Here is a 24,678-nt window from a genome sequence, read left to right as displayed (position 1 = left end):
TGCGACCGCTGTTCGGCAGGAACAGCGGTCGGCTCACCGCTGTTAATGGGCTTTCCCACCCCTGTTATCGGTAACAGGGGTGGCGGCAATCAAGGAATTGAAAAAACGCGGAAAATCTGCCGCGAAAATCCAACTTAACAGGGGTGGCTTTTTTTATTTGAACTAACAGCGGAGAAATCGCGATCCGATGACTGCGACTCGCATCGCGGCGGCATCCGGGAAAACCGGGTTTCGCGCGCCTTCCCGATCGCTCCCGTAACGATCGTCACCGATCTGGCCCTATCGTCTGGAGCATCGTCATTCCGCGGCTATAGTGGGCCGGCGACTCCGTGCAGCGGGGCCGGCGAAATCCCAAGGGGGAGCATCGATGTCGAACGTCGCGGGCAAGGCCTATGGCATGAACGTCGTCACGCCGATGCGGCCGGGCAGGACATGGATCAACCGCTTCATCTTCATGCTCGCCCGCGCCATGCCGGGGACGCTGTCCGGGTTGCTCGGCCTCTCGCTGATCCATTTCGCGCGCTGGGTGATGATCAAGCGCGACCAATGGCCCGAACGCGGCCAGGGCCAGCAGGTGCTGCAGAACGACTACATGCTGTTCTGCAGCAACTTCAACGGCACCTGGGACCAGTATATCGACGCATTCGCCGACGGCATTCCCGGCGGGCTCGACACCTTCTGGTATTCGAGCACCAAATATCCCAACTCGATCCCGATCACGCCGTTCAAGAACTACATCCGCGCCAACCAGGTCGACACCAATTATTATTACAACGCGACCCCGGGCAGTGCGCAGCGCGACATCAAGCTGGCGCTGAAGCTGAAGGCGGCCCTGCTGCGGGTCGACGCGGCGGGCGACGATGCCGCGCTCGCTGCCGCTTTTGCCGCGGTGCTGCTAGAGGTGCAGGGCGGGCTTGGCGTGCCGGGCTATGCGCCGGTCGCGAGCTGCGACACCAGCACGGCGGATCGCCACCGCAGCGAGGCGGTACGCGAACGCTGGGGGCCGAAGGCCGACGGGCCGCCGCCCGCGCTGCATGTGCTGCATGGCGTCGCGCCCGAGGTCATCGCCGCGACCGCCGGCAATGCCGCGCCGGCGATGGTCGGCGCTGCCTCCGTCACCGAAGCCGCGCCGCCCGCCGCTGCCACGGCCGATGCGGAACGGGAAAAGGCCGCGGTGCAGGCGGCGGTGCGCGAAGTGGTCGCCGGCCCGTCGCGCATCGACGAAGCGCCGAAGCTGGTGCCGGTCGAGGTCGCACCGACCCCGCCCGACGCCGAACCGGCTGCCGCACAGGAGAAGCCCGATGCCTGATCTTGACGGCGGCCATTACTTCTTCACCGGCATTGTCCCGGTCAACAATACCGGCATCGTCCAGCATGAGGCGATGAAGAGCTCGCCAATCCATATGGTGCGCGAAGCACTGGAGACGCTGCCGACCGCGCTGCAATCGCAGGCGTCGGAGAAGATCGGTATCCAGAGCCCGTTCGCCCGCTCGCTGCGCACCCATTTCGCGCGCATCGTGGTGCTCGACGAGCCTTTCTATAATGGTCGCGACCATGCCGATGCTTTGGTCTCGGCGATCCGCGGCACTGATCTGCTCGAGGCGCAGCCGGTCGATGCGCTGGCCTGTCCCTATCTGCTGGTGATGATCGACTTCGATCCGGCCGATGCCGAGGGCAAGGGCGAGCCGCGCGGCTATTTCGAGGAGCTGTGGCGACTGATGCCGGCCGAGCTGACTGCGGTGTTCCGCTATTGCTACGGTTTCGACGCGGTGACCGATGCGGCGAGCTTTGCCGGCTTCATCCTGGCCTCCCAGGTCGAAACGACCATGCCGTTCAACGATTATTGGGTCGGCGCGCCGCAGCTGCCCTCGCTGTCCAAGGTGGTGCTCGCCGCGGTTCCGGTCGCCGGGCTGGCGGTGCCGTTGCTGCTCGCCTGGTGCTGGCACTGGCCGTGGTGGCAGGGCCTGTTGCTGGGAATCGGTGGTGCGCTGCTCGGCGTGCTGATCGATTACTGGCTGGTGATGCGGCGCGGCGGCAAGCCCTTCCCGGCGGCGCCCAATTCGACGCTGCGCGACGTGCTCAAGGCGCTGTATCTGCAACAGGCCTTCACGCGTTTTGCGATCGATCGGCAGGGGGCCGACCCGGCCACGCTCGGCCCCGCCTTCCGCACGTTCCTTGCTGAGCATCGCCCCGGCGATCTCGATGCGCCGACTCAGCCGCCCGGTGTGATCCGCAGCCATTTCCCGAAAGGCGCCGCATGACCGCGCTCGACCTCGCCGATATCCAGGGCGGCATCCTGCGCGCTTATGGGCAGAGCTTTCCCAAGGCGCGCTACTTCTTTCTGACGATCCGCAATGCCGCGAAAGGGCGGCAGTTCGTCGAGCAATTGCGGCCGCGCATCACCACCGCCGCACGCTGGAAAGACCCCAATCGCGGCGAAGCACTGCTGCGTACGCGCAACCCGCGCGTCAAGGACGTGGTCCGGGCCGAGGGCGTGCCGGACTATCCCGGCGAGGTGCAGCTGATCAAACCTCGGGTCACGCTCAACATCGCCTTCACCTTTTACGGGCTCGCCGCGCTTGAGGTGCCGACCCGCACGCTGCGCGCCATGCCCGACGAGTTCATCGACGGGATGGAGCGGCGTGCCTCGATCCTGGGCGATGATCCGTTCCTCGACCGGCGCGACGCGGTGTGGCGCAAGTCGGAAGGCAAGAACCGCGTCCATCTGCTTGTCTCGATGAATGCCGGGATGAACCCGGACGGCACGCCGATCGCCGAGCTGGAGGAGGAGACACGCTGGTTGCAGCAGCTTTGTGCCGACTCGAGGGGCGGCGTGGTACTGCTGCCCGGGACCGGGCCGGACGATGCGCTGTGGCAGGAAATGTCGGCGGTGCTGCGTGAGGATAATGGCGCGCTGTGGCCGACCAACAAGGAACATTTCGGCCTGTCCGACGGGTTCGGCGACCCGGTGTTCGCCGGGCAATTGTCGGGCGAGGCGGAACGGTTGCGGATGATCGGCGGCGGCAAGATTCTGCCCGACCAGAGCTGGGCGCCACTTGCGCCGGGGGAATTCCTCCTTGGCTATGTCGACGAAGCGCAGGAGATTCCCGGCGCGGCGATGCCGATCGAGTTCAGCCGTAACGGCACGTTCATGGCGTATCGCAAGCTGCACGAGAATGTCGCCAGCTTCGCGGCCTATATCGACCGGGCGGGCGAGCGGTACGCGCGGATATTCAACATCGCCGATCCGGAGGAAGCGCGCGAGACGGTCAAGGCCAAGATGGTCGGGCGGTGGAGCGACGGCGTGCCGCTGATGGCGGCGCCGACTCATGCCGACTGGGAACGCTTCAAGGCGGAGCTCGCCGCGGCTCATGCCGCCGGCGACAAGCCGAAACTGGCGCAGCTCGCGCTGAAATATACCGACTTCAATTACCGCTCCGATCCGGCCGGGGCGACCTGTCCGGTGACCTCGCATCTGCGCCGCGCCAATCCGCGCGACATGCTCGACCCGAACTTCACCTCGCCCGATCCGAAGAGCTGGGACGGATCGGCATTGGTCAATCGCCGCCGCATCCTGCGCCGCGGCCTGCCTTACGGCCAGGTCGATCCCGCTGCGCCCGATGACGCCAATGAACAGGGCATCATCTTCCTCGCCATCTGCAGCAGCCTGTTCCGCCAGTTTGAATTCGTCCAGCAGCAATGGATGCAGTACGGGCTCGATTTCAACGCAGGCAGCGACACCTGTCCGATCGTCGGCAATCACGACGAGGAGGCCAAGCTGGTGGTCGTCACCGACCCGGCGACCGCGCGCCAGCCCTTCCTGTGCGACCACATCCCGCAACTGGTCGAATCGCGCGGCGGGGATTATTTCTTCGTGCCGAGCATGACCGCGCTGCGCATGATCGGCATGGGCATCATCGACCCGACCTGAGCTTATTCCTCCCCGTACCGGGGAGGAAATAGGGGTTCCGCCTTGACTCAGCCTACCCTCGCGCCCAATAATGGAACATATCAGGAACGATCATGGCCGAGTCGCTCTCACCCCTTACCGCGCTTCGGCAGCGGATCGCCGCCATGGCGGGGGTGCAGGCGGTCGAATCGGCCAATCTCGCGTCGCTCGGCCATGCCGGGATCGATGCGCGATTGGAAGGCGGATTGGCGCGCGGGCAGTTGCATGAGGTGATTGCCGGCGAGGCCGATGATGCGAGCAGCGCGGCAGGTTTCGCCTCGATGCTCGCGCGGCGCGTCGTGCCGCCAGAGGCTGGGTCGAATGCGACGATCATCTGGCTGCGCGAAGGGGAGGCGCAGCGCGGCGGGGGCGGGCTTTATGCGCCGGGGCTGGTCGATCTCGGGGTCGATCCGACGCGGCTGGTGATCGGGGTGCTGCCCGATGCGCTGTCGCTGCTGCGCGTCGCGGCGGAGGTGGTGCGCTGTCCCGATGTCGGGATGGCAGTGGTCGAATTATGGAAGAATCCGCGTGCGCTCGACCTCACCGCGACACGGCGCCTTGCAGTGGCGGCGGAGAGTTCGGGCGTGACCGCCCTGCTGTTGCGCGTCGCCGCGGAGGAGGCGCCGAGTGCGGCGCATACCCGCTGGCGGGTGCGCAGCGTCGCCGCGCTGCCGCTCGAGGCGGATGCGCCGGGGCACACGGCGCTCGATGTTGAATTGGTGCGTCAGCGCGGCGGGAGGGCCGGGGGGCGATGGATTTTGGAGTGGGATCGTGACCAGGCTATCTTCCGCGACCAGACGGGCGCCGGCCAAAGAAGCGCCGCGCGAGGCCCGGCGCTATCTGGCGCTGTGGTTTCCGCTGTTTCCGGCGAACCGCCTCGCCCGCACCGGCGCGCCGGATGATGCGCCATATGCATTCATCGAGAAGCAGCGCGGCGCGATGCGCATCGTCGCGGTCGATACCGCCGCGCAAGCACTGGGGCTCGGGCCGGGACTAACGCTGGCCGATGCACGGGCGCGCGTGCCCGAGCTTGCCGTGGTCGATCATGATCCGGCCGCCGATCTCGCCTTGCTTGACCGCATCGCCGATGGCTGCGACCGCTACACGCCGCTGGTCGCGGTCGAGCCGCCCGACGGGCTGACGCTCGACATCACCGGCTGCGGCCAGGGTTTCGCCGATGAAGCAGCACTCGCTGCCGATATCGAGGCGCGGCTGAGCGCCTATGGTATGAAGCTGCGCCATGCGATCGCCGGCACGCCAGAGGCGGCACAAGCACTCGCCCGCTACCAGACCATGCCCGCAACCGACGAGCAGGCGGCGGTGCGCCGCTTGCCGATCGCCGCTTTGGACCTGGACGAGGAGACCGAGCTGGCACTGCGGCGTGCGGGGCTGAAGACCATCGCCGATCTGGCCGGCCGCCCCACCGCGCCGCTCTCGACCCGGTTCGGCGAGGATGTGACGGCATTGCTCGCGCGCTTGCTCGGCAAATCGGACAGCCGCATCACGCCGCGCCGCGTGCCGCCGGCCCTGCTGGTCGAGCGCCGCCTGGCCGAGCCGATCGCCCGTACCGAGCATGCGCTGGCGATCCTCGGCGAACTGATCGCGGAAGCGGCCGAGACGATGGAGGAACGCCATCTCGGCGGCCGCCGCTTCGCCGCACGCTTCTTCCGCAGCGACGGGATCGCGATTGATCTCGCGGTCGAGACCAGCCTGGCGGTGCGCGATCCGGTGATTGTGATGCGGCTGTTCGACGAACGGCTCGACAGCCTGGCCGACCCGCTCGACCCCGGCTTCGGCTTCGACCTGATCCGGCTGGCGGTGCCCGTGCTCGCTCCGCTTGCGCCGACGCAATTGCTGCTCGAGGGCGGTGAGGTCGCGGCGGGCGAGCTCGCCGCGCTGATCGACCGGCTGAGCGTGCGCATGGGGCGCGGCCGCTTCCGCCGGCTGACTCCGCGCGACACGCATATCCCCGAACAGGCAGTGCTGGCGCTGCCCGCGGTCGAAGCGGCGACGCCGGAAAGCTGGCCGCAGCCAGAAGCGGGCGAGCCGCCGCTGCGGCCTTTACACCTGTTCGACCCGCCCCAGCTGATTCAGGTCACCGCCGAAGTCCCCGACGGTCCGCCACGCCAGTTCCGCTGGCGACGTACTCTGCATGAAGTGACTCGCTTCGAGGGCCCGGAACGCATCGCCGCCGAATGGTGGAAACGCGATTCCGGCAATGGCCTGACGCGCGACTATTACCGCATCGAGGATGCGCGCGGACGGCGTTTCTGGGTGTTCCGGCACGGTCTGTACGGCAGCGAGAAAGGCGATCCGGGCTGGTATGTGCACGGGCTGTTCGCGTGATGGAACCGCATCCACTCCCCTCCCTTCCAGGGAGGGGAGAAGAGAAGCATGACCTCACCCCATGACTCAGTTTGCCGAACTGGTCGCAGCGACCAATTACTCCTTCCTGCGCGGCGCGTCGCACCCGTCGGACTTTGTCGAGCAGGCCCACAAGCTCGGCATGACCGGCATCGGCATTGCTGACCGCAACACCGTGGCCGGCGTGGTGCGCGCCTTTGTCGCGCTTAAGGAAGCACCGGACAAGGCACGCGCCGCATGGCTCGCCGACAAGAAGGCCAAAGGCGAGCCGGAGGTGCTGACGCCCGAGGAATCAGCCAGCTGCGAAATCGACCTGAAGCTCGTGGTCGGTGCACGGCTGGTGTTTACCGACGGCACCCCGGACATCGTTGCCTATCCCGCGACCCGCTATGGCTGGGGGCGACTCACCCGCTTGCTGACGGTCGGCAATCTGCGCGCGGTGAAGGGCGACTGCATCCTCAAATTCGATGACCTGCTCGACTATAGCCAGGACCTGCTGCTGATCGTGTTACCCTATTCCACCGCACAGGAGGAAGAGGCGCACCGTGAGCCCGTGAAGTATAATTTCGACGACGCGAGCGATCCGCCCAAACCTTTGCTGCGCCTCGTCACCTCACCGCCCGAGGATGTCGGGGACGTGCTCGCCAGCCTGTCGCGCGCCGCGCCGGACCGGGTCTGGCTGGGGGCAGCAATGCCGCGCGGGGGGCGTGACGGCCGCACATTGAGCAAATTGCAGGCGACAGCGCGCGGCGCCGGTGTGCCGTTGATCGCCACCAACGACGCGCTCTATGCCAGGCCCGAGCAGCGACCGCTGCACGATGTGCTCACCTGTATCCGCCAGGGCACCACGATCGCCGCAGCGGGCAAAAAGCTGGAGGCCAATGCCGAGCGCCATCTGAAAAACCCCGACGAGATGGCGCGGCTGTTCCGCGATTGCCCCGATGCCGTCGCCCAGACCCAGGTCCTGCTATCGCGCATCGATTTCGGTCTCGGCCAGCTGCGCTACGAATATCCGCACGAACCGGTACCCGAAGGCTGGGAAGCGCAGGCCTGGCTCGAACATGTCGCATGGCAGGCGGCGATCGAGCGTTACGGTCGGGTGCCGGACAAGGTGCTCGCTTCGCTGATCGAGGAATTCACCCTGATCCGCGAGCGCAACTACGCCTATTATTTCCTGACCGTCTATGATCTGGTGCGGTTCGCCCGTGCGCAGAAACCGCCGATCCTGTGCCAGGGGCGCGGTTCCGCGGCCAATTCCACCGTCTGCTTCCTGCTCGGCGTGACCTCGATCGATCCGATGCAGCATGACTTGCTCTTTTCACGTTTTGTGTCGGAGGAACGTGGCGAGCCGCCCGATATCGATGTCGATTTCGAACATGAACGGCGCGAAGAGGTGATGCAGCACATCTACAGGCGCTACGGCCGGCACCGCGCCGGCATCGCTGCGACGGTGGCGCATTACCGTTCGCGCAGCACGGTGCGCGAGGTCGCCAAGGCGCTGGGAATGAGCCAGGATATCCCGGAGCGGATGGCGAGCAATGTCTGGGGCAGCTATTTGGGCGATATGGAGGGACGACGGATCGAAGAGGCCGGCTTCGACCTCGCCAATCCCGAGATCGTGCGGCTGCGCTTCATCATGGACCAGATCCTTGCTGCGCCGTTTCCGCGTCATCTGTCGCAGCATGTCGGCGGCTTCGTGCTGACCGAGAACCGGCTCGACGAGACGGTGCCGCTGCATCATGCGGCCATGGCGGATCGCAGCTTCATCGAATGGGACAAGGACGATATCGACGCGCTCGGCCTGATGAAGGTCGATGTCCTCGCGCTCGGCATGCTGACCTGCATCCGCAAGAGCTTCGACCTGCTGCGCGACCACGGCCTGGGCGATCATACGCTTGAGGTCGATATCGAGACCGGCGATGAGGCCGTCTATGACATGCTGTGCAAGGGCGACAGCATCGGCGTGTTCCAGGTCGAGAGCCGCGCGCAGATCAACATGCTGCCGCGCCTGAAACCGCGCAATCTCTATGATCTGACGGTTCAGGTCGCGATCGTCCGGCCCGGCCCGATCGAAGGCGATATGGTTCATCCCTATCTGCGCCGGCGCAGCGGGGTCGAGAAGGTCGATTATCCGTCGCCCGCGCGGCCGCACGATCCGGACGAGCTCAGAACCCTGCTCGGCAAGACTTACGGCGTGCCGCTGTTCCAGGAACAGGCGATGAAGCTGGCGATCACCGCTGCCGCCTTTACCCCGTCGGAGGCGAACCAGCTGCGCCGCGCCATGGCGACGTTCCGCAACCTCGGCACGATCCATAATTTTCACGCCAAGCTGGTCGATGGCATGGTCGGGCGCGGTTACGAACGCGACTTTGCCGAGCGCTGCTACAAGCAGATCGAGGGGTTCGGCAGCTACGGCTTTCCCGAAAGCCATGCGCTGTCCTTCGCACGACTGGTCTATGTCTCGTCGTGGATCAAATGCCATCATCCGGCGGTGTTCGCCTGCGCTTTGCTCAATTCGCAGCCAATGGGATTCTATGCGCCGGCACAGATTGTGCGCGATGCGATCGAGCATGGTGTCGAGGCGCGCGCGGTCGATGTGAATGCGAGTGGATGGGACAATAGCCTGGAGCTTGCGGATAGAGCGGCCGCGCACCCCTTCGCCCTGCGTCTGGGTATGCGTCAGATTACCGGGTTCAAGCAGGAATGGGCCGATGATCTGGCCAGAGCCCGGAGCGAGGGCGGCGCCTTCGCCTCGATCGAGACGCTTGCGCGCCGCGCCGGCCTGCCAGAGCGCGCGCTGCGCCTGCTTGCCGATGCCGATGCGTTCCGGTCGATCGGGCTCGACCGGCGCGATGCGCTCTGGGATGCGCGGCGCACGCCGTCCGCCGCCTTGCCGCTGTTCGCGGCGGCGCGTGCGGCGGAACTGGGCGTGGAAGAAGACATGGCGCTGCCCGAAATGACCGGCGCGGAGCATGTCGTCGCCGATTATCAGATGACGCGCCTGTCGCTGAAGGCGCATCCGATGCACTTCCTGCGCCCGGTCTTCACCGCCCGGGGCGTGCTCAGCTGCGCCGCGACATCGGCGACCAAAAATGGCCGCCGCGTGAAGACCGCGGGGATCGTGCTGGTCCGCCAGCGCCCGGGCAAAGGCAATGCGATCTTCGTCACGATCGAGGACGAAACCGGCATCACCAATATCGTGCTCTGGGCGCGGATGTTCGAACGCTTCCGGCGCGAGGTGATGGCGGCGCGGTTGATGATGGTCGAGGGTGAGCTGCAGAAAAGTCCCGAAGGAGTGGTCCATCTGATGGCGGACCGCATCCATGACTGGACCGACCTGCTCGACCGGCTGTCCGATACCGATGAAGCGAAGCCGCAATTGTCGCGCGCCGATGTGTTCGAACATCCGCAGCCGCCAAGTCATCCGGGGGCAGGGCGCCACCGCCATCCGCGCGACGTGCGGATCATCCCCAAGTCGCGCGATTTTCACTAAGGCCTAGGACGGACCGATGATGTTGATGCTGTTGCTCACTTCGCGGTTGTAATAGACCTTGCAGGTCGCAAGCTCGACATTGGGGGTGATGATCGTCGGGCTGACCCACGGCTTGCGCGGATCGCTCTTCGCTTGGGGCAATGGATCGACGGGCTGGTCTGACATGGATTGAGCTCCCCCTGCTGTGCCTTACGCCTCATCAATCACGGCAATCGAAGTCAAATTCCGTTTCGGTCGCGATCCATACACTCCTGATATGGACCTGAGAGAAAGCCCGGCGCATGTCGGACATTCTTTACGGCCCTGCAGAAACGCAGTAATTTGCGCGGGCCGGGAAGCCTTGATGAATGGAGTCAGGTGATGATCCTGATGGCTGTCCTGGCGGCGGTGACCGCTCCTGCGACCGATAAGATAATGATCACGGCTTACGACCAGCTTTGTGTGCCCGGCAGCGCGTCACAGGCGGTGTTGGCGCGCGCCGACCAGGACGGGTGGCAACGCAGCGGCCCGGGCAAGCCAAAGGATTTCGATGTCACCGCGGACCGGTTCAAGGTGGTCGGGACGGCGACATTGACGTTGAACGCACGCGATACCAACGTACCGGGCGTGCGATTTGTCACCTGCGGCATTTCAGTCGCGACCGCCCAGCCCGATCTCGCTTCGGATCTCCAGGCGATGCTTGGCTTTGGCCCCGCACTCCATTTCGGAACCTCGGCGAATTTCTTTGCGCTGCGCGAGAATGGTCGGTGGCGGGATGGATCAACGTTGAGCGGCAAGGATTTTGCTGCCGCAAAGGCTGCGGGAAAATTCTACAGCCTGTTGACGCTCAGCCATGAGGGGGGAGCCGTTGTGTTGTCGTTCGAGGCACTGCCGACCGCTCAGGGGAAGGGCGCTGGCGCGCCTTGAGCGCAGAGCGCTGATCTCGTTGGACGAGCCGCCGCCGTCAGGACCCGGCCTGCCCGATCGACCCTGCCCAGGCATAGCCGCGATAGAGCGATATGAATTCGCCTCGTGCGCCAATGCCACCCGCGACCTCGTCGATCGCTGCCTTCATATCCGCGCGCGGCGAGACGTCGAACTTCCTCAGCCACGAATAGAGAAAGGCACGCCAGACGCGGGGCAATTTCTCCTGCTGCCCGAAATCGACCAGGTCGAGCCGCCCGCCGGGCGCAAGCTTGCCCGCACCCTCGCGCAGCGCGCCGCGCCAGTCGGGGATCATCGACAGCGTATAGCTCTGGAACACCCGGTCGAACACCGCGACGCCGAACAGGGATTGCGCGTCGAACGCGGTCGCGTCGCCCTGCGCCAGAGTGATGCGCTCGGTCAGCCCGGCCCTGGCGACCTTGGCCCGCGCCGTCTCCAGCATCGCTTCGGAAATATCGATGCCGTAGAAGCGCGCTTCGGGCCAGGCCTTTGCCGCTGCGATCAGGTTGCGGCCGGTGCCGCAGCCGATCTCGATCACGCTGCCCCCTTTGGGCGGATCGAGCCGGCGGATCAGCCGGTCGCGGCCGAGCAGGTAATATTTGCGCGTCAGGTCGTAGAAATGGCGCTGCGTCCGATAGATCGCATCCATATGCCCGGCATGATTCGAATCCATCTCAGGCGGCAGCGTCCAGGACATAGAGATGTACGCCGCCATAGATCGATGACCGGTCGCGCTTGGTATAATCCAACGACTCTTCCGCGCGATATGCCCAGCGCGACAGGATCGCGTCGGGCACGCGGCCGGGCAGGATGGTCGGCGCGCCGGCGGTGCGGAACAGGACGCGCGCATCGGGTTTCGCGGTGCGGGTGATCTCGGTCCACAAATCAGTGAGCTGCTCGTCGGTCATCCAGTCCTGCGCGTCGAGCAAGATGTAGCGGTCGAGCGAGCCATCGGGCCGGCCGCGCAGATAATCGGTGAAATTGGTGTGACGCACTTCGATGCGGTCGACGCGGTCGACGATCTCGTCATAATGCGCCTGTTGCAGATAGGGCGGCAGCGATGCGCTCGGCCCCTCGCCATAACCGCGGCCGAACGCCTGCCAGGCGAAATAATTGTCCTTGATGTCGAAATCGCAGGCGAGCTTTTCGAGCCGCTCGCGCAGCACCACGGCCATCTTCTCGTCGCCGGCCAGCGCTTCATATTGCGCCGGCGGAATGCCCAGGCCGAACAAAGAAGCGGGCTGGTCGGTCAGCCATTTGATGAAGCCCTTGTCGAACATCGGCGCGAAGTCGCGGTCGAAAATCTCGCGCTGTTCCTCGATCGACTGCGCCTTGAGCAGGATCTTCGGGTTGAGCCCCCCGAGCCGGGCAAGCAAATGCGCCGCGCCGATGAAATTGCCCAGCAGCCCGCGCTTGTACACGCCCTTGGCAAAGCCGCCGATGCGGCGGCGGCCGATCAGGTCGCGCCCTTCCCAATAGCGCCGCGTCGTCTCATCGAGATGCGGGCGGATCGCGCTGCGATAGGCCAGCACATTGGCCTGGCTGTCGGCGCGGGCGAAGAAACGGTGGAATGCTTCGTAATCGGGCAACTGGCGCGCCGCGACCAGCTTCAGCCGGTTAAGCGCGATATGCGCGGTGTTGAGATCGACCGCCGTGATCGCGCGCGGATTGGCAGTGAGATAGGACAGCACGTTGCAGCCGCCCGAGGCGATGGTGACGACATGATTGTCGGGCTGGATCGCCAGCGCCTCCATATCGACTTCCGGGTCTTCCCAGATCTGCGCATAGACCAGGCCCCGAAAGGCGAAGGTGAAGGCGCGTTCGAGCAGTCCCTGCTTCGACAGATGGTCATGGCGATGAACCGCGGCGCGGACGGCCCCATTATTGGAGGGGTTCTTTGACGATCGGGCGACGGCCATAATCTTTCTCCTGCGCATCGGACGACAGCAATTACCCGGCGGCTCGGGAGCGCGCTAGGACAATCGGATGACGGTTCGATGACGGCAAGGGATCGGGGCCCGAAAAACCCCCGAGTCGTGGCTCAGGCGCGTTCGCGTTCCAGCAGGTCGCTGGCGTCCAGCCCGAGCAGCGTGATGTGGTCGCGGATGCGCGGCCAGCTGGTCTGCAGAAAATGCTCGCGCTCGGCGATGCGCAGTTTTTCCGCCGCGCCGGCCAGTACGAACATGCCGACGCCGCGGCGCACCTCGACATAGCCATCGTCCTGGAAGCTCTGATAGGCCTTGGCGACGGTCAGCGGATTGGCGCCATGTTCGGCCGCCAGCGCGCGAACCGAGGGAAGCTGGTCGCCGGCGCGGAAGTCGCCGCGCAGGATCGCTGCCGAGATGGTGGCACGCAGCTTGATATAAACCGGACTGTCTTCGGAATTAAGCGCTGTCATGCTGCCCTAATACAGCAATTGGCTGTTTAGTCCAGTCATTTAAACACTCCACTCTGTAACAATTGTGCGCAAATCGGGGCGCGGACGTTCTTCTAATTCCCGGGATGGCGTGCCGAGAAAGATGAAACCGGCAATCCGTTCCGGGGCCGCGCCGAACGAATCGCGTACGATATCGGAATAGGTCGCCCAGCCGGTCAGCCAGCCGCCGGCAAAGCCCATCGCATGCGCACCGTGGAGCAGGTTCATGCAGGCCGCCCCGACCGAGAGTTCCTGTTCCCATTGCGGAATATGGCTTTCGGTCCGCGGGCTGAACAGTGCGACGACCAGCGTCGGGGCCTGGCGCGCGAAGCTTTCGACCGCTTCGATCTCGAGCCGCGCGGCCTGGGGGCGTTCCTGCCGGTACGCGTCGAGCAGCATCGCGGCAAAGCGGTCGCGCGCCTCAGCGGGCACGATGACGAAGCGCCAGGGGGCAAGCTTGCCATGATCGGGCACCCGCCCGGCAATCTGCAATATCGTCTCGAGCTGCGCGGCGTCCGGGCCGGGCGCTACCAGGTCGCGGGGTTTGCCCGAGCGGCGTGTGGCGAGATAGGCGAGGGGAGTGGAGAGGTCGTTGAACATGAAGCGCAGGTAGGCAGTGCTGCACCGCAGCGCAACGGCCGAACGGGTGCATATTTCTCCGCTGCTCGTGCTGAATACTCCCCGCCTCCGCCGCCAACCCGGATATTTACACCCCTGCGATAGCCGCTAGTGTCCCGCGCCATAAGGAGCGCCGCGTTTGACGGCGCCAAGGCATTCAGGGAGCTGAACAAAAATGGTGGACACCCCGACCGCGGACACCCCGCGCGAGCCGGATATCAGCCACGTCAATCCGGCCGAAGCCAAGACCTGGTTCGGCCATCCGCCGCAGCTCGCGCGGCTGTTCACCACCGAAATGTGGGAGCGGTTCGGTTATTACGGCATGCGCGCGCTGCTGACACTCTATCTGACCAAGCATTTCGTGTTCGGCGATCGTGCGGCAACCGGCCTGTATGGCGGCTATACCGCGCTGGTCTATTTGACCCCCCTGGTCGGCGGCTATCTCGCCGATCAATATCTCGGGTCGAAGCGCGCGGTGAAATTCGGCGCGATCCTGATGTCGCTGGGCTATTTCACGCTCTGCTTCGGTGGTCAGACTGCCACCCCTTACGCCAAGATCGACGGGCAGCGTTACGAGGTGCAGATCGCGGCATCGGACGCGGGCGAGACGCGCTACATCATCGACGGCTCGCGGAAATTGCAGATCAAGGGCAATGACGACGGCAGCGTCGCGCTGCTCGACCAAAACGGTGTCGCGACGCGCACCATCGCCAAGGGCGGGTTCGAATCCGACGCCGATCGCAGCCCCTTCTATCTCGCGCTGATGCTGGTCGCACTGTCGATGGTGTCGGTCGGCAACGGCTTCTTCAAACCCAATATCTCGACCATGGTCGGCGAGCTATACGCGCAGGGCGACCGACGACGCGATTCGGGCTTCACCATCTTCTATATGGGCATCAATCTCGGCTCGCTCGGGTCGCAGATCCTGTGCCCGTTCCTGGCCGATGCGGTCGGCTGGTGGGCGGGCTTTGGCCTGGCCGCAATCGGCATGGCATTCTCCTGGACCCTGATTCAGTTCGATGGCGGCAAGCTTGCCGGTTACGGCGAGCCGCCGGTGCGTGAAGGGCCGGACCGGGCGATGGGCATCTACGCGCTCGCGCTGCTCGGCATTCCCGCTTTCTATCTGCTGTTCGTCAACCTGATGAACATGGCCCCGCCCGAGCCCGGTTCGGGCATTATCGGCTATATCGCCTCGCTCTCGCTGATGGGCAAATTGCTGTTCGGTACCTTCCTGATCTCGGTGCCCGGCATCCTGATCTGGTCATTCATCAAGGGGTCGAAGCAGGAATTCCAGATGATGCTCGCCGCGATGGTGCTGATCATCTTCAACGTCGTCTTCTGGACACTGTTCGAACAGGCGGGGTCTTCGCTGACCCTGTTCGCTGACCGCAATACCGAGCTGTCGCTGCTCGGCATTCCGATCTCGGCCGGCCAGACCCAGTTTTTCAATGCCTTTTTCATCGTCACCCTGGCGCCGATCATGAGCTTCATCTGGACGCGGCTGGCGGCGAAGGGGATCGAGCCGTCGATCCCGGTCAAATTCGGCATCGCGCTGGTCAGCGTCGGGCTCGGCTTCCTGTTCCTCGTCTGGGGCACGTCGTTCGTCGGGCCTGATTTCAAGGTCGCGATGTGGTGGCTGGCGGGCCTGTATTTCATCCACAGCTTTGCCGAACTGTGCATCTCCCCGGTTGGCCTCAGCATGGTGACCAAATTGTCGATCGCGCGCGTTGTCGGGCTGATGATGGGCGTGTGGTTCCTGTCGATCTCGGTCGCGCAATATGTCGCGGGCCTGATCGCGCAGATCGCCAGTGTCGAAACGGTCGGTGGCCAGGTGACCAATCTGCGAGTCAGCCTCGGTACCTATAGCGACGTCTTTACCTGGATTTCGGAATGGGCGATCGGCCTCGGCGTGCTGCTGCTCATACTGTCCTGGCCGCTCAAGAAATGGATGCACGGGGTCAAATAACCGGGAGAAGACAGATGGACGGCACGGAGATGGTCCTCGCGGCGGCGGCCGCATTCGTCGGTTCGCATTTCCTGCTGTCGCATCCGCTCAGGCGGCCGATCGTCGCGCGGATCGGAGAGCGGCCGTTCCTGGGCCTTTACGTGCTGGTCGCGGCGGTGACGCTTGGCTGGCTGGCCTTGGCCTATCGTGCGGCCGGACCGGAAGCGCCGTTATGGCCGGTCGGCGACGCGCTCTGGGCGGTGGTGACATTGGTGATGCTGATCGCCAGCGTGCTGCTGCTCGGGTCGCTGATCGGCAACCCTGCACTGCCCAATCCCGGTACGCCGGGTGATGTGCCGGGTGAGGCGCGCGGGGTGTTTTCGATCACGCGGCACCCGATGATGTGGGCCTTCGCCCTGTGGGGGGCGAGCCATATCGCGGTGTTTCCGCTGCCGTCGAACATCATCCTGTCGGGCGCGGTGATCGTCCTTGCGCTGGTCGGCGCGGCGCTGCAGGATCGCAAGAAAGAGGCGCTCCAGCCGGAACGCTGGCGGGCGTGGGAGGCGAAGACGAGCTATTGGCCGTTCGCCGCGATTGCCGCGGGACGCGCCCGGTTCGGCGGGTTCCGGCCGCATGATCTTGCCGGCGGCGTGGTGCTGTGGCTGGCCGCAACCTGGGCGCATCTCCCGCTTGCCGGATGGGCGGCGGGGATCTGGCGCTGGATCTAGGTTAGTTCCTCCCCGTGCCGGGGAGGAACAGCGTCTTACAGCCGTACCATCCGCATTCCGCGCTCGGCATAGCGCGGGCCCGCCGTGGCGCCACGCGGTGCGGCCGCATCGAGCGCCGCCAGATCGTCGGCGCTCAGCACCACATCTGCCGCGCCGGCGCTGTCGGTCATTGTCGTGCGGCGCTTGAAGCCGGGGATCGGCACAATGTCCTCGCCCTGGGCGAGCAGCCAGGCGAGCGCAATCTGCGCATTCGACACGCCGTGAGTCTCGGCCACCGCCGCCACCGCATCGACGATCGCGAGATTGGCGGGCATGTTCTCGGGCGAATAGCGCGGATCGTTGCGGCGCCAGTCATCGGCGGCAAGATCGTCAAGGCTGCGGATGCCGCCAGCCAGGAAGCCGCGGCCAAGAGGGCTGTACGGCACGAAACCGATGCCGTTCTCGCGGCACGCGGGCAGGATGTCGTCCTCCACATCGCGTTCCCAGATTGAATATTCGCTTTGCAGTGCCGCGATCGGATGGACTTTCGCGGCGCGGCGGATTGTTTCCGGCCCGGCCTCTGACAGGCCGAGATGGCGGACCTTTCCTTCCTTCACCAGCTCGGCCATCCCGCCGACCGTTTCCTCGATCGGCACATTGGGGTCGACGCGGTGCTGGTAGAACAGGTCGATCGTGTCGATGCCGAGCCGCTTGAGCGACCCTTCGCATGCCTCGCGCGCATTGGCCGGGCTGCCATCGACGCCGGTGATGTCGTTGCCGGAGAAACGGAAGCCGAATTTGGTGGCGATGATCAGCCCGTCGCGCTTGCCCTTGATCGCTGTGCCGAGCAGCGATTCATTGGCGAATGGGCCATAGACCTGTGCGGTGTCGAAAAAGGTAATGCCAAGGTCGATCGCTGCATGAATGGTGCGGGTCGATTCATCATCGTCGGCATTGCCGTAATTGATGTTCCCTTCGCGAATCATCGGCATACAGCCGACGCCGATCGCGGAAACCTTCAAAGCCTGTCCAAGGGTGCGGTATTTCATGTGACGATCTCCACGTCCGGCTCGGCCGCGCCGCCATCGGCGCGCGCGACGGATATGGTGACGGCGACATCCATCGTCACGTTGCCGACAGTGCGAAACAGGTCGGGAATCGTCTCGACTGCGACGAGCAGCCCCAAAGCTTCGATCGGTACCCCCATCGCCACCGCGACCGGCGCGACCGAGGCGAAGAAACTGATCGTACCGGGCAGCGATACCGACCCCATGGTGGTGATGGCGGCGGTCGCGACGCCCGCGGCCAGTGCGCCGGGTCCGATCGGCATGCCGAGCAGATGTGCGACATAGAGTGCGACCGCGAGGTTCATCGCCGGGCTGGTCGCGCGGAAAATCGCCACCGCGATCGGCAGAGTGATGCCGGCGCTGGTCGCGGGCGCGCCGAGTTCGGCGCTTGCCTTGAGCATCGCGGGCAAGGAGGCGAGCGAGGATTGCGTGCTGATCGCGACCGCCTGGGCCGGGGCGACCGCGCGGGCGAAGCGCAAGATGCCGACGCGCCCGAAGATCGCCGCGACCGGATAGGCGGCGAGCAGCACGACCAGCCCGATCGCCGAGACGGTGACGATATAATGGAGCAATGCGCCGAACGCGGCCGCGCCGGTCTGCGCGCCGACGCCGTACGCCAGCGCGAAAATGCCGATCGGCGCGAGCTTCAGCACCCAGGTGATGATCACCAGCATCGTGTCAACGATTGCCTGGAAGAATCCGGTGAGCAGCGCACGCGGCTCGGGCGGCAGGCGAGTGATGGCAAAGGCGAAGGTGATCGCAAACACGGTCAGCGGCAGGAACGCATCGGCCGCCGCGGCGGTCACGACATTGGTCGGCACCACCGTATCGAAGAACGCGCCGAGGTTCGGCACCGTGCCGGCCGGCGTCGCCGCATGGCTGAGCGAGGTGCGCAGCGCCTCGGCCCAGGCCGCCGGCAGCGGCCACAGCTTGAGCAGCAGCGGCACGAGCAGCGCCGACATCAGGGTCGCGCTCCACAACAGGATGACGAACATCACCACCGATCGCCCCGCGATCCGCCCGGCGCGCGCCGCATCGGCGGTCGCGCCGACGCCGGTCACCAGCAGCCCGACGATCAGCGGCACGATCACCATCTGCAATCCGTGCAGCCAGGCTGATCCGATCGGCTGAGTGATCTTGGTCGCCGCCAGCGCCCAGTCGGCCGAGACGGAAGCGGCGGCGATGCCGATCACGAGCCCGGCGATCAGCGCCAGCAGAATACGAGTGGCTTGCGACATGCTGATCCTTCGATATGGCGATAAGGCTGGAATGACGGACAATAGCAGTACAGGGCCCGGGGCAGTACAGAGCCGGGACGCATAGCGAATGGGATTGCGCGGAATGGCAAGAAAATATTTCGGCACCGATGGCATTCGCGGTGCGACCAATGCCCATCCGATGACCGCGGCGATGGCCATGAAGGTCGGCATGGCGGCGGGCGCACACTTCCAGCGCGGCGACCACCGGCACCGCGTGGTGATCGGCAAGGACACGCGCCTGTCCGGCTATATGCTCGAATCGGCAATGGTCGCGGGCTTCACCAGTGTCGGCATGGATGTGGTGCTGCTTGGGCCGATGCCGACCCCGGCGGTCGCGATGCTGACGCATTCGATGCGTGCCGATCTGGGCGTGATGATCTCGGCCAGCCACAACCCTTACGCCGATAACGGCATCAAGCTGTTCGGCCCCGACGGCTATAAGCTCAGCGATGAGGATGAGCTGGCGATCGAGGCGCTGATCGACGGCGATATCCCGCTCGTGGCCGGGCCAGATATCGGCCGCGCGCGACGCGTTGACGACGCCAAGGGCCGCTACATCCATTTCGCCAAATCGACCTTTCCGGAAAGCCTTCGGCTCGACGGCATGCGCATCGTCGTCGATTGCGCCAATGGCGCCGGCTATCAGGTCGCGCCGTCCGCTTTGTGGGAACTCGGCGCCGATGTGATTGCGATCGGGGTCAGCCCGAACGGCAAGAACATCAATGACGGCGTCGGATCGACAGCGCCCGATTTGCTGTGTGAGACGGTGGTCGCGTCGGGCGCGCAGCTCGGCATTGCGCTTGACGGCGATGCCGACCGGCTGATCGTGGTCGATGAACTCGGCCATGTCGTCGACGGCGATCAGCTGATGGCGACGATCGCCAGCGGCTATGCGCGCGCGGGGCGGCTGAAAAATGGCGGGCTGGTCGCGACGGTGATGTCGAACCTCGGGCTCGAACGGCATCTTTCGGCGCAGGGCATCGGCCTGATCCGCACCGGGGTCGGCGACCGGCAAGTGCTCGAGGCAATGCGCGCGCAGGGCTATAATGTTGGCGGCGAACAATCCGGGCACATTATCCTCAGCGATTATGCCACCACCGGCGACGGGCTGGTCGCGGCATTGCAGGTCCTGGCCGAACTGGTCTGGGCCGCCGCACCGGCGAGCGAGTTCCTGCACCGCTTCGATCCGGTGCCGCAATTGCTCAAGAATGTCCGCTTCAAGGGCGGCAAGCCGCTCCAGGACGCAAGCGTCAAGGCCGTGATCGCCGAAGCCGAGGCGGAACTGGCCGGCCAGGGCCGGCTGGTGATCCGCCCGTCGGGCACTGAGCCAGTGATCCGCGTGATGGCCGAAGGCGACGATTCCGATCAGGTGACGCGACTGGTCGACCGGATCTGCGACGCAGTGCGGGTAGCGGCGGGTTGAATTTCCCCTCCCGCTTGCGAGTGGCGCACTCCCGTGCGGTAGAATATGCCCCCGGCATATTCTCGGGATTGCTGGGAGCAATCCCGGCCGAAGGGGATTGTGCCACTCGCAAGCGGGAGGGGAGAAGGAATGACGACGATGCTTGAAATGCGCCCCGATTGCGAACGCTGCGGCGTCGATCTTCCCGCTGACGCACCCGGTGCGTTCATCTGCTCGTTCGAATGCACCTTCTGCGCGCCCTGTACCGAGGCGATGGACGATGTCTGTCCCAATTGCGGCGGCGAGCTGATCGACCGGCCGACCCGCACCGGCAAGCGGCTCGAACGCCATCCCGCCTCGACCGTGCGGATCCATAAAGGCGCGGCATGACCGCGCGCATTCTGATCATCGCCGGCTCGGATTCGGGCGGCGGCGCGGGCATTCAGGCCGACATCAAGACGGTGACGATGCTGGGCGGCCACGCCATGACCGCGATCACCGCGATCACCGCGCAGAACACGCTCGGGGTGCAGGGCGTGCACCGCGTGCCGACCGAAATGGTCGTCGCGCAGATCAACTCGGTGGTGAGCGACATCGGCATCGATGCGGTGAAGATCGGCATGATCGGATCGGCCGAGACCGCGCATGCGGTGGCGGATCGGCTGGAGCAACTCGCCCTGCCGATCGTGTTCGATCCGGTGATGGTCGCGACCAGTGGTTCGGTGCTGGCCGATGACGATACGATCGCCGCGTTCGGGCGGCTGATGCGGGTCGCGACGGTCACCACGCCCAATTTGCCGGAGCTGGCGGTGCTCAGCGCGACCCTCCCCTCCGTTCGCCCTGAGCTTGTCGAAGGGCCGTTCTTCCTTCCGTCCGACGCGGGAGAAAAAAACGGTGCTTCGACAAGCTCAGCGCGAACGGAGGAGAGGGCACTCGTCAATCACATCGGCACCGCATTGCTGGTGAAGGGTGGTCATGCAGATGGCGAAGAGATTGAAGACCGCCTCATTCATGCCGATGGCTCGGTTCAGAACTGGCGCGCGCCTCGACTACACACGACCAGCAGCCACGGCACTGGCTGCACCTTGTCCAGCGCCATCGCGACGGGGCTGGGCCAGGGCATGACGCTTGCCGATGCGGTCGATCGGGCGATCCGCTTTGTCCGCCGCGCACTGGAACTGGCGCCGGGTCTCGGCCATGGTCATGGCCCGATGGGACAGCAATTCGTGACGGATTTCCAGTGACTCGCGCCAATGTCAAACCCAGCCTCAGGCACGAGAAACTCTGCCTCGCCCCCGTGGTCGGGGTCGATGAGGCCGGGCGCGGGCCGCTCGCCGGGCCGGTGGTCGCAGCGGCGGTGATCCTGCCCGCAAAGGGCGTGCCGCGCGGAATCGATGATTCGAAGAAACTCTCCGCCGCCGAACGCACGCGGTTGCACGACCGGCTGCGCGACTGCGCGACGGTCGGCATCGGGATCGTCGAGGCCGATGAGATCGACACGCTCAACATCTTCTGGGCGACGATGAAGGCGATGACCCTGGCGGTCGAGGCGCTGATCAGGGATGGGGGCTGCACGCCCGGTCATGTGCTGGTCGACGGCAATCGCCTGCCGCGCTGGGACCATCCCGCAACCGCGATCGTGTCGGGCGATGCGATCTCGCTGTCGATCGCCGCGGCGTCGATCATCGCCAAGCACACCCGCGACACGATCATGATCGCCCATGCCGAATCGCATCCGCATTATGGCTGGCATTCGAACAAGGGCTATGGATCGCGCACTCACCTCGATGCGCTGCGCCAATATGGCCCCTCGCCATTGCATCGGCGCAGCTTCGCGCCGGTTGCGCAGGCCTGGCTCGATTTTTAAGAGTCGGTTTGAAAATTCGCGAAAGAGCGAATTTTAGAGGCGGTACCGCGAAACTTTAAGCGAAAAAATCGCCCTCCGAGTCTTTCGCGCCACACCCCATCCATTGAGTCTGCTGACTCGTGCCGACTCAATATCTGGGCAGCTTCCCAAAATGTTCCGTTTTGTTAACGATTTGGCGGCCATAGTCGTTAACCATTCTCCACTTGACCGGAGTCCGCACATCCGCAGGGATGCGCGGGATACAAACGGGGAAATGATTTATGGGCGTTATCGACAAGGTTAAGGCGCGCGCCGATGCGCCGGTCGTGGACGGCCTGCTGCAGGCGCAGCTCCTACCGGCCGAGCTTCCACTCGACAGCATCATCATGCAGGATTGCGTCTCCGCGATGCGCGCATTGCCGGCGAAATCGGTCGACATGATCTTCGCCGATCCGCCTTATAACCTGCAGCTCGGCGGCGATCTCAGCCGGCCCGACGGCAGCCATGTCGATGCGGTGACCGACGATTGGGACAAGTTCGACAGCCTCGCGGCGTATGACAAATTCACCCGCGAATGGCTGACCGAGGCACGGCGCATCCTGAAGGATGACGGCGCGATCTGGGTGATCGGCAGCTATCACAACATCTTCAAGGTCGGCTCGGCAATCCAGGACCTCGGCTACTGGATCCTCAACGACGTGGTGTGGCGCAAATCCAACCCGATGCCCAATTTCAAGGGCACGCGCTTCACCAATGCGCATGAAACGCTGATCTGGGCGTCAATGGGCGAAAAGGCACGCTACACCTTCAACTATCGCAGCATGAAGACGCTGAACGACGAACTGCAGATGCGCAGCGACTGGGAATTCCCGGTGTGCGGCGGCCAGGAGCGGCTGAAGCGCGGCGGCGTGAAGGTCCATCCGACGCAAAAGCCCGAGGCGCTGATCTATCGCATCCTGCTGGCCTGCACCAAGCCGGGCGATGTGGTGCTTGACCCGTTCTTCGGCACCGGCACGACCGGCGCCGTGGCCAAGCGGCTTGGCCGGCGCTGGATCGGCATCGAGCGCGAGGCGGAATATTGCTCGGCGGCGATCGAGCGGATCGAGGCGGCCTTGCCGCTCGACGAATCCGCATTGAAGACGATGCAAAGCCCCAAGGCCGCACCGCGCGTCGCCTTCGGCACGATCGTCGAGAACGGCATGCTGGTCGCCGGCGCCGTGCTGACCGACGCCAAGCGCCGCTACCGCGTGACGGTGCGCGCCGATGGCTCGGTCATGTCGGGCGATACGACCGGCTCGATCCACAAGCTCGGCTCGGTCCTGCAGGGCGCACCGGCCTGCAATGGCTGGACCTTCTGGCATTATGAAACGCCGGACGGGCTGAAGCCGATCGACGATCTGCGGCAGACCTATCTGCTCGCGACGCAGATTTAAGCCGCCCGTCACCCCGGACTTGTTCCGGGGTCCGCCGTGCCGCAAAAGCCCATCGCCGTTGTCGTGCGGAGCAGTGGATGCCGGAACAAGTCCGGCATGACGAAAGAGAAGCGATGAGCCAATCCACCCTCCATCTCCGCCCGATCCAGTTCGTCGATACACCGGTCGGCCGTGACGGAGAGGTCGCGCGGCTCGCCGGCGGGATGCAATGGTTCGCCGCTTATGAGGTGATCGAGAAAGGCGCCCGCCGCACCGTCCAGATCGCCGATATCGATCGCTTGCTCGCCGCGGACGAGCACGCTGCAAAGCTCCACCAGGCCATCACCGCCCCGCGCGCGCCGCTGACGCTCGGCGACCGCACGCTGCGCTTCGACCAGCCAATGATCGCCGGCATCCTCAACGTCACGCCGGACAGTTTCTCTGATGGCGGTGCTCATGACGACGCGGCCGGCGCCGGCTTCGACATGGCGACCAAGGGCGCGGCGCTGATCGATGTCGGCGGTGAATCGACCCGGCCCAATGCGCCGACCGTGTGGGAAGGCGATGAGATCGCCCGTGTCGTGCCAGTGATCGAAAAGCTCGCCGGTGGCGGAACATTGGTCTCGATCGACACGCGCAAGGCGGCGGTGATGGAGGCGGCGCTCAAGGCCGGCGCCGCCATCGTCAACGATGTCTCGGCGCTGCTGTGGGACGACCGCGCGCTGGAGGTGGTCGCGCGCGCTGGCTGCCCGGTGATCCTGATGCACTCGCCCGACCCGAAAAAGGGGCCGCATGGCGGCGGCGGGTACAAGTCTGTCCTGACCGAGGTGTATGACTGGCTCGATGCCCGCGTCACCGCGGCAGTGGCCGGCGGGATCGACCGGGCGAAGATCATCGTCGATCCGGGTATCGGCTTCGGCAAGTCGCTGCAGGACAATCTCACGCTGCTCAACGGCCTCGCGCTGTTCCACGGTCTTGGCTGCCCGATCATGCTCGGCGCAAGCCGCAAGCGCATGATCGGCGCGCTGTCCAATGAAGCACCGGCGGATCAGCGGCTCGGCGGCTCGCTCACCCTGGCGCTGAAGGGCGCGGAAACGGGGATACAGATGCTCCGCGTCCATGACGTGGCCGAAACCGGTCAGGCGCTCAGGGTCTGGCGCGGGATGAAGGATCAGGCGCTGGTCGCGGGTTGAGGGTAACCAAAGCAACAGCTGTCCACCCAAAATCCGTTCGTTTCGAGCGAAGTCGAGAAACAGCCACGAACGCTGCGCAATGT

The 24,678-nt window shown here is 65.1% G+C and carries 22 protein-coding genes; 15 read left to right on the top strand and 7 right to left on the bottom strand.

Features of this window, described 5'->3' with window-relative positions; genetic code table 11:
- The first annotated feature begins 367 nt into the window (after positions 1-367).
- From ACRECS_RS24690 to ACRECS_RS24665, 6 genes are all read left to right on the top strand, one after another.
- Positions 368-1,309 carry a hypothetical protein gene (locus ACRECS_RS24690; RefSeq protein ID WP_431585623.1) on the top strand — a complete coding sequence of 314 codons (942 nt, stop codon included), beginning with the start codon at positions 368-370 and terminating at the stop codon, positions 1,307-1,309.
- Positions 1,302-2,261, top strand: a complete 960-nt coding sequence (locus ACRECS_RS24685; protein ID WP_431585622.1) for a hypothetical protein — start codon at positions 1,302-1,304, stop codon at positions 2,259-2,261. The genes ACRECS_RS24690 and ACRECS_RS24685 overlap by 8 nt, the downstream gene beginning before the upstream one ends.
- On the top strand, positions 2,258-3,931 hold the full coding sequence (locus ACRECS_RS24680; protein WP_431585621.1) for a Dyp-type peroxidase: 1,674 nt from the start codon (positions 2,258-2,260) through the stop codon (positions 3,929-3,931). The genes ACRECS_RS24685 and ACRECS_RS24680 overlap by 4 nt, the downstream gene beginning before the upstream one ends.
- Positions 3,932-4,023: 92 nt before the next feature.
- Positions 4,024-4,851, top strand: a complete 828-nt coding sequence (locus ACRECS_RS24675; RefSeq protein WP_431585620.1) for an ImuA family protein — start codon at positions 4,024-4,026, stop codon at positions 4,849-4,851.
- A 37-nt stretch (positions 4,852-4,888) separates the two neighbouring features.
- Positions 4,889-6,295, top strand: coding sequence for a Y-family DNA polymerase (locus ACRECS_RS24670; RefSeq protein ID WP_431585631.1), 1,407 nt, complete (start codon positions 4,889-4,891; stop codon positions 6,293-6,295).
- Positions 6,296-6,356: 61 nt separating this feature from the next.
- The gene (locus ACRECS_RS24665; RefSeq protein ID WP_431585619.1) at positions 6,357-9,806 is read left to right on the top strand and encodes an error-prone DNA polymerase; all 3,450 of its coding nucleotides are present in this window, start codon (positions 6,357-6,359) and stop codon (positions 9,804-9,806) included.
- 3 nt (positions 9,807-9,809) lie between these two features.
- Here ACRECS_RS24665 and ACRECS_RS24660 read toward each other — a convergent pair whose 3' ends face one another.
- Entirely contained in the window at positions 9,810-9,971 is a 162-nt protein-coding gene (locus tag ACRECS_RS24660) for a hypothetical protein (RefSeq protein WP_431585618.1), read from the bottom strand.
- A gap of 195 nt (positions 9,972-10,166) precedes the next feature.
- On the opposite strand from ACRECS_RS24660, the gene ACRECS_RS24655 reads away from it, so the two are divergent.
- Entirely contained in the window at positions 10,167-10,712 is a 546-nt protein-coding gene (locus ACRECS_RS24655; protein ID WP_431585617.1) for a hypothetical protein, read from the top strand.
- Between the two features lie 37 nt (positions 10,713-10,749).
- Here ACRECS_RS24655 and ACRECS_RS24650 read toward each other — a convergent pair whose 3' ends face one another.
- The 4 genes from ACRECS_RS24650 to ACRECS_RS24635 all read right to left on the bottom strand — a co-directional run bounded on the left by ACRECS_RS24650 (position 10,750) and on the right by ACRECS_RS24635 (position 13,746).
- Positions 10,750-11,403: a class I SAM-dependent methyltransferase gene (locus tag ACRECS_RS24650; protein ID WP_431585616.1), complete on the bottom strand. Its 654-nt coding sequence runs from the start codon at positions 11,401-11,403 to the stop codon at positions 10,750-10,752.
- Position 11,404: 1 nt separating this feature from the next.
- A complete protein-coding gene (locus ACRECS_RS24645; protein ID WP_431585615.1) occupies positions 11,405-12,649 on the bottom strand; it encodes a DUF3419 family protein in 1,245 nt (414 codons plus the stop codon).
- Between the two features lie 122 nt (positions 12,650-12,771).
- A complete protein-coding gene (locus ACRECS_RS24640) occupies positions 12,772-13,128 on the bottom strand; it encodes a GntR family transcriptional regulator (protein ID WP_431585614.1) in 357 nt (118 codons plus the stop codon).
- Between the two features lie 39 nt (positions 13,129-13,167).
- Positions 13,168-13,746: a nitroreductase family protein gene (locus ACRECS_RS24635; protein ID WP_431585613.1), complete on the bottom strand. Its 579-nt coding sequence runs from the start codon at positions 13,744-13,746 to the stop codon at positions 13,168-13,170.
- Positions 13,747-13,939: 193 nt separating this feature from the next.
- Between ACRECS_RS24635 and ACRECS_RS24630 the strand changes: the two genes are divergently transcribed.
- Positions 13,940-15,730, top strand: coding sequence for a peptide MFS transporter (locus tag ACRECS_RS24630; RefSeq protein ID WP_431585612.1), 1,791 nt, complete (start codon positions 13,940-13,942; stop codon positions 15,728-15,730).
- Between the two features lie 14 nt (positions 15,731-15,744).
- Entirely contained in the window at positions 15,745-16,437 is a 693-nt protein-coding gene (locus ACRECS_RS24625) for an NnrU family protein (protein ID WP_431585611.1), read from the top strand.
- Between the two features lie 35 nt (positions 16,438-16,472).
- Here ACRECS_RS24625 and ACRECS_RS24620 read toward each other — a convergent pair whose 3' ends face one another.
- Together ACRECS_RS24620 and ACRECS_RS24615 are read right to left on the bottom strand one after the other, a co-directional pair.
- Positions 16,473-17,465 (bottom strand): aldo/keto reductase, encoded by a 993-nt coding sequence (locus ACRECS_RS24620; RefSeq protein WP_431585610.1) that lies wholly within the window; start codon positions 17,463-17,465, stop codon positions 16,473-16,475.
- On the bottom strand, positions 17,462-18,721 hold the full coding sequence (locus ACRECS_RS24615) for a dicarboxylate/amino acid:cation symporter (protein ID WP_431585609.1): 1,260 nt from the start codon (positions 18,719-18,721) through the stop codon (positions 17,462-17,464). Before ACRECS_RS24615 ends, ACRECS_RS24620 begins: the two co-directional genes overlap by 4 nt.
- A gap of 103 nt (positions 18,722-18,824) precedes the next feature.
- Between ACRECS_RS24615 and glmM the strand changes: the two genes are divergently transcribed.
- The 6 genes from glmM to folP all read left to right on the top strand — a co-directional run bounded on the left by glmM (position 18,825) and on the right by folP (position 24,595).
- Positions 18,825-20,165: a phosphoglucosamine mutase gene (gene glmM / locus ACRECS_RS24610; protein WP_431585608.1), complete on the top strand. Its 1,341-nt coding sequence runs from the start codon at positions 18,825-18,827 to the stop codon at positions 20,163-20,165.
- Between the two features lie 138 nt (positions 20,166-20,303).
- Positions 20,304-20,534, top strand: coding sequence for a DUF1272 domain-containing protein (locus tag ACRECS_RS24605; protein WP_431585630.1), 231 nt, complete (start codon positions 20,304-20,306; stop codon positions 20,532-20,534).
- Positions 20,531-21,388: a bifunctional hydroxymethylpyrimidine kinase/phosphomethylpyrimidine kinase gene (gene thiD / locus ACRECS_RS24600; protein WP_431585607.1), complete on the top strand. Its 858-nt coding sequence runs from the start codon at positions 20,531-20,533 to the stop codon at positions 21,386-21,388. Before ACRECS_RS24605 ends, thiD begins: the two co-directional genes overlap by 4 nt.
- Positions 21,385-22,011 carry a ribonuclease HII gene (locus tag ACRECS_RS24595; RefSeq protein WP_431585606.1) on the top strand — a complete coding sequence of 209 codons (627 nt, stop codon included), beginning with the start codon at positions 21,385-21,387 and terminating at the stop codon, positions 22,009-22,011. The genes thiD and ACRECS_RS24595 overlap by 4 nt, the downstream gene beginning before the upstream one ends.
- A 260-nt stretch (positions 22,012-22,271) precedes the next feature.
- Positions 22,272-23,423, top strand: a complete 1,152-nt coding sequence (locus ACRECS_RS24590; RefSeq protein WP_431585605.1) for a site-specific DNA-methyltransferase — start codon at positions 22,272-22,274, stop codon at positions 23,421-23,423.
- Between the two features lie 113 nt (positions 23,424-23,536).
- Positions 23,537-24,595 (top strand): dihydropteroate synthase, encoded by a 1,059-nt coding sequence (gene folP / locus ACRECS_RS24585; protein WP_431585604.1) that lies wholly within the window; start codon positions 23,537-23,539, stop codon positions 24,593-24,595.
- Positions 24,596-24,678: the final 83 nt, after the last annotated feature.

This window comes from Sphingomonas sp. (genome assembly GCF_050725575.1).
Taxonomy (GTDB): domain Bacteria; phylum Pseudomonadota; class Alphaproteobacteria; order Sphingomonadales; family Sphingomonadaceae; genus Sphingomonas.
This window is presented reverse-complemented; position numbering and strand designations above follow the sequence as displayed.

What these genes read in the sequence shown, in the direction of transcription:
- ACRECS_RS24675 (WP_431585620.1), top strand. Translation starts at nt 4,024, where the DNA reads ATGGCCGAGTCGCTCTCACCCCTTACCGCGCTTCGGCAGCGGATCGCC.
- ACRECS_RS24685 (WP_431585622.1), top strand. Translation starts at nt 1,302, where the DNA reads ATGCCTGATCTTGACGGCGGCCATTACTTCTTCACCGGCATTGTCCCG.
- ACRECS_RS24640 (WP_431585614.1), bottom strand. Translation starts at nt 13,128, where the DNA reads ATGACAGCGCTTAATTCCGAAGACAGTCCGGTTTATATCAAGCTGCGT.
- ACRECS_RS24680 (WP_431585621.1), top strand. Translation starts at nt 2,258, where the DNA reads ATGACCGCGCTCGACCTCGCCGATATCCAGGGCGGCATCCTGCGCGCT.
- ACRECS_RS24645 (WP_431585615.1), bottom strand. Translation starts at nt 12,649, where the DNA reads ATGGCCGTCGCCCGATCGTCAAAGAACCCCTCCAATAATGGGGCCGTC.
- glmM (WP_431585608.1), top strand. Translation starts at nt 18,825, where the DNA reads ATGGCAAGAAAATATTTCGGCACCGATGGCATTCGCGGTGCGACCAAT.
- ACRECS_RS24605 (WP_431585630.1), top strand. Translation starts at nt 20,304, where the DNA reads ATGCTTGAAATGCGCCCCGATTGCGAACGCTGCGGCGTCGATCTTCCC.
- ACRECS_RS24590 (WP_431585605.1), top strand. Translation starts at nt 22,272, where the DNA reads ATGGGCGTTATCGACAAGGTTAAGGCGCGCGCCGATGCGCCGGTCGTG.
- ACRECS_RS24630 (WP_431585612.1), top strand. Translation starts at nt 13,940, where the DNA reads ATGGTGGACACCCCGACCGCGGACACCCCGCGCGAGCCGGATATCAGC.
- ACRECS_RS24665 (WP_431585619.1), top strand. Translation starts at nt 6,357, where the DNA reads ATGACTCAGTTTGCCGAACTGGTCGCAGCGACCAATTACTCCTTCCTG.
- thiD (WP_431585607.1), top strand. Translation starts at nt 20,531, where the DNA reads ATGACCGCGCGCATTCTGATCATCGCCGGCTCGGATTCGGGCGGCGGC.
- ACRECS_RS24620 (WP_431585610.1), bottom strand. Translation starts at nt 17,465, where the DNA reads ATGAAATACCGCACCCTTGGACAGGCTTTGAAGGTTTCCGCGATCGGC.
- ACRECS_RS24650 (WP_431585616.1), bottom strand. Translation starts at nt 11,403, where the DNA reads ATGGATTCGAATCATGCCGGGCATATGGATGCGATCTATCGGACGCAG.
- ACRECS_RS24635 (WP_431585613.1), bottom strand. Translation starts at nt 13,746, where the DNA reads ATGTTCAACGACCTCTCCACTCCCCTCGCCTATCTCGCCACACGCCGC.
- ACRECS_RS24660 (WP_431585618.1), bottom strand. Translation starts at nt 9,971, where the DNA reads ATGTCAGACCAGCCCGTCGATCCATTGCCCCAAGCGAAGAGCGATCCG.
- ACRECS_RS24615 (WP_431585609.1), bottom strand. Translation starts at nt 18,721, where the DNA reads ATGTCGCAAGCCACTCGTATTCTGCTGGCGCTGATCGCCGGGCTCGTG.
- ACRECS_RS24690 (WP_431585623.1), top strand. Translation starts at nt 368, where the DNA reads ATGTCGAACGTCGCGGGCAAGGCCTATGGCATGAACGTCGTCACGCCG.
- ACRECS_RS24655 (WP_431585617.1), top strand. Translation starts at nt 10,167, where the DNA reads ATGATCCTGATGGCTGTCCTGGCGGCGGTGACCGCTCCTGCGACCGAT.
- ACRECS_RS24670 (WP_431585631.1), top strand. Translation starts at nt 4,889, where the DNA reads ATGCGCATCGTCGCGGTCGATACCGCCGCGCAAGCACTGGGGCTCGGG.
- ACRECS_RS24625 (WP_431585611.1), top strand. Translation starts at nt 15,745, where the DNA reads ATGGACGGCACGGAGATGGTCCTCGCGGCGGCGGCCGCATTCGTCGGT.
- folP (WP_431585604.1), top strand. Translation starts at nt 23,537, where the DNA reads ATGAGCCAATCCACCCTCCATCTCCGCCCGATCCAGTTCGTCGATACA.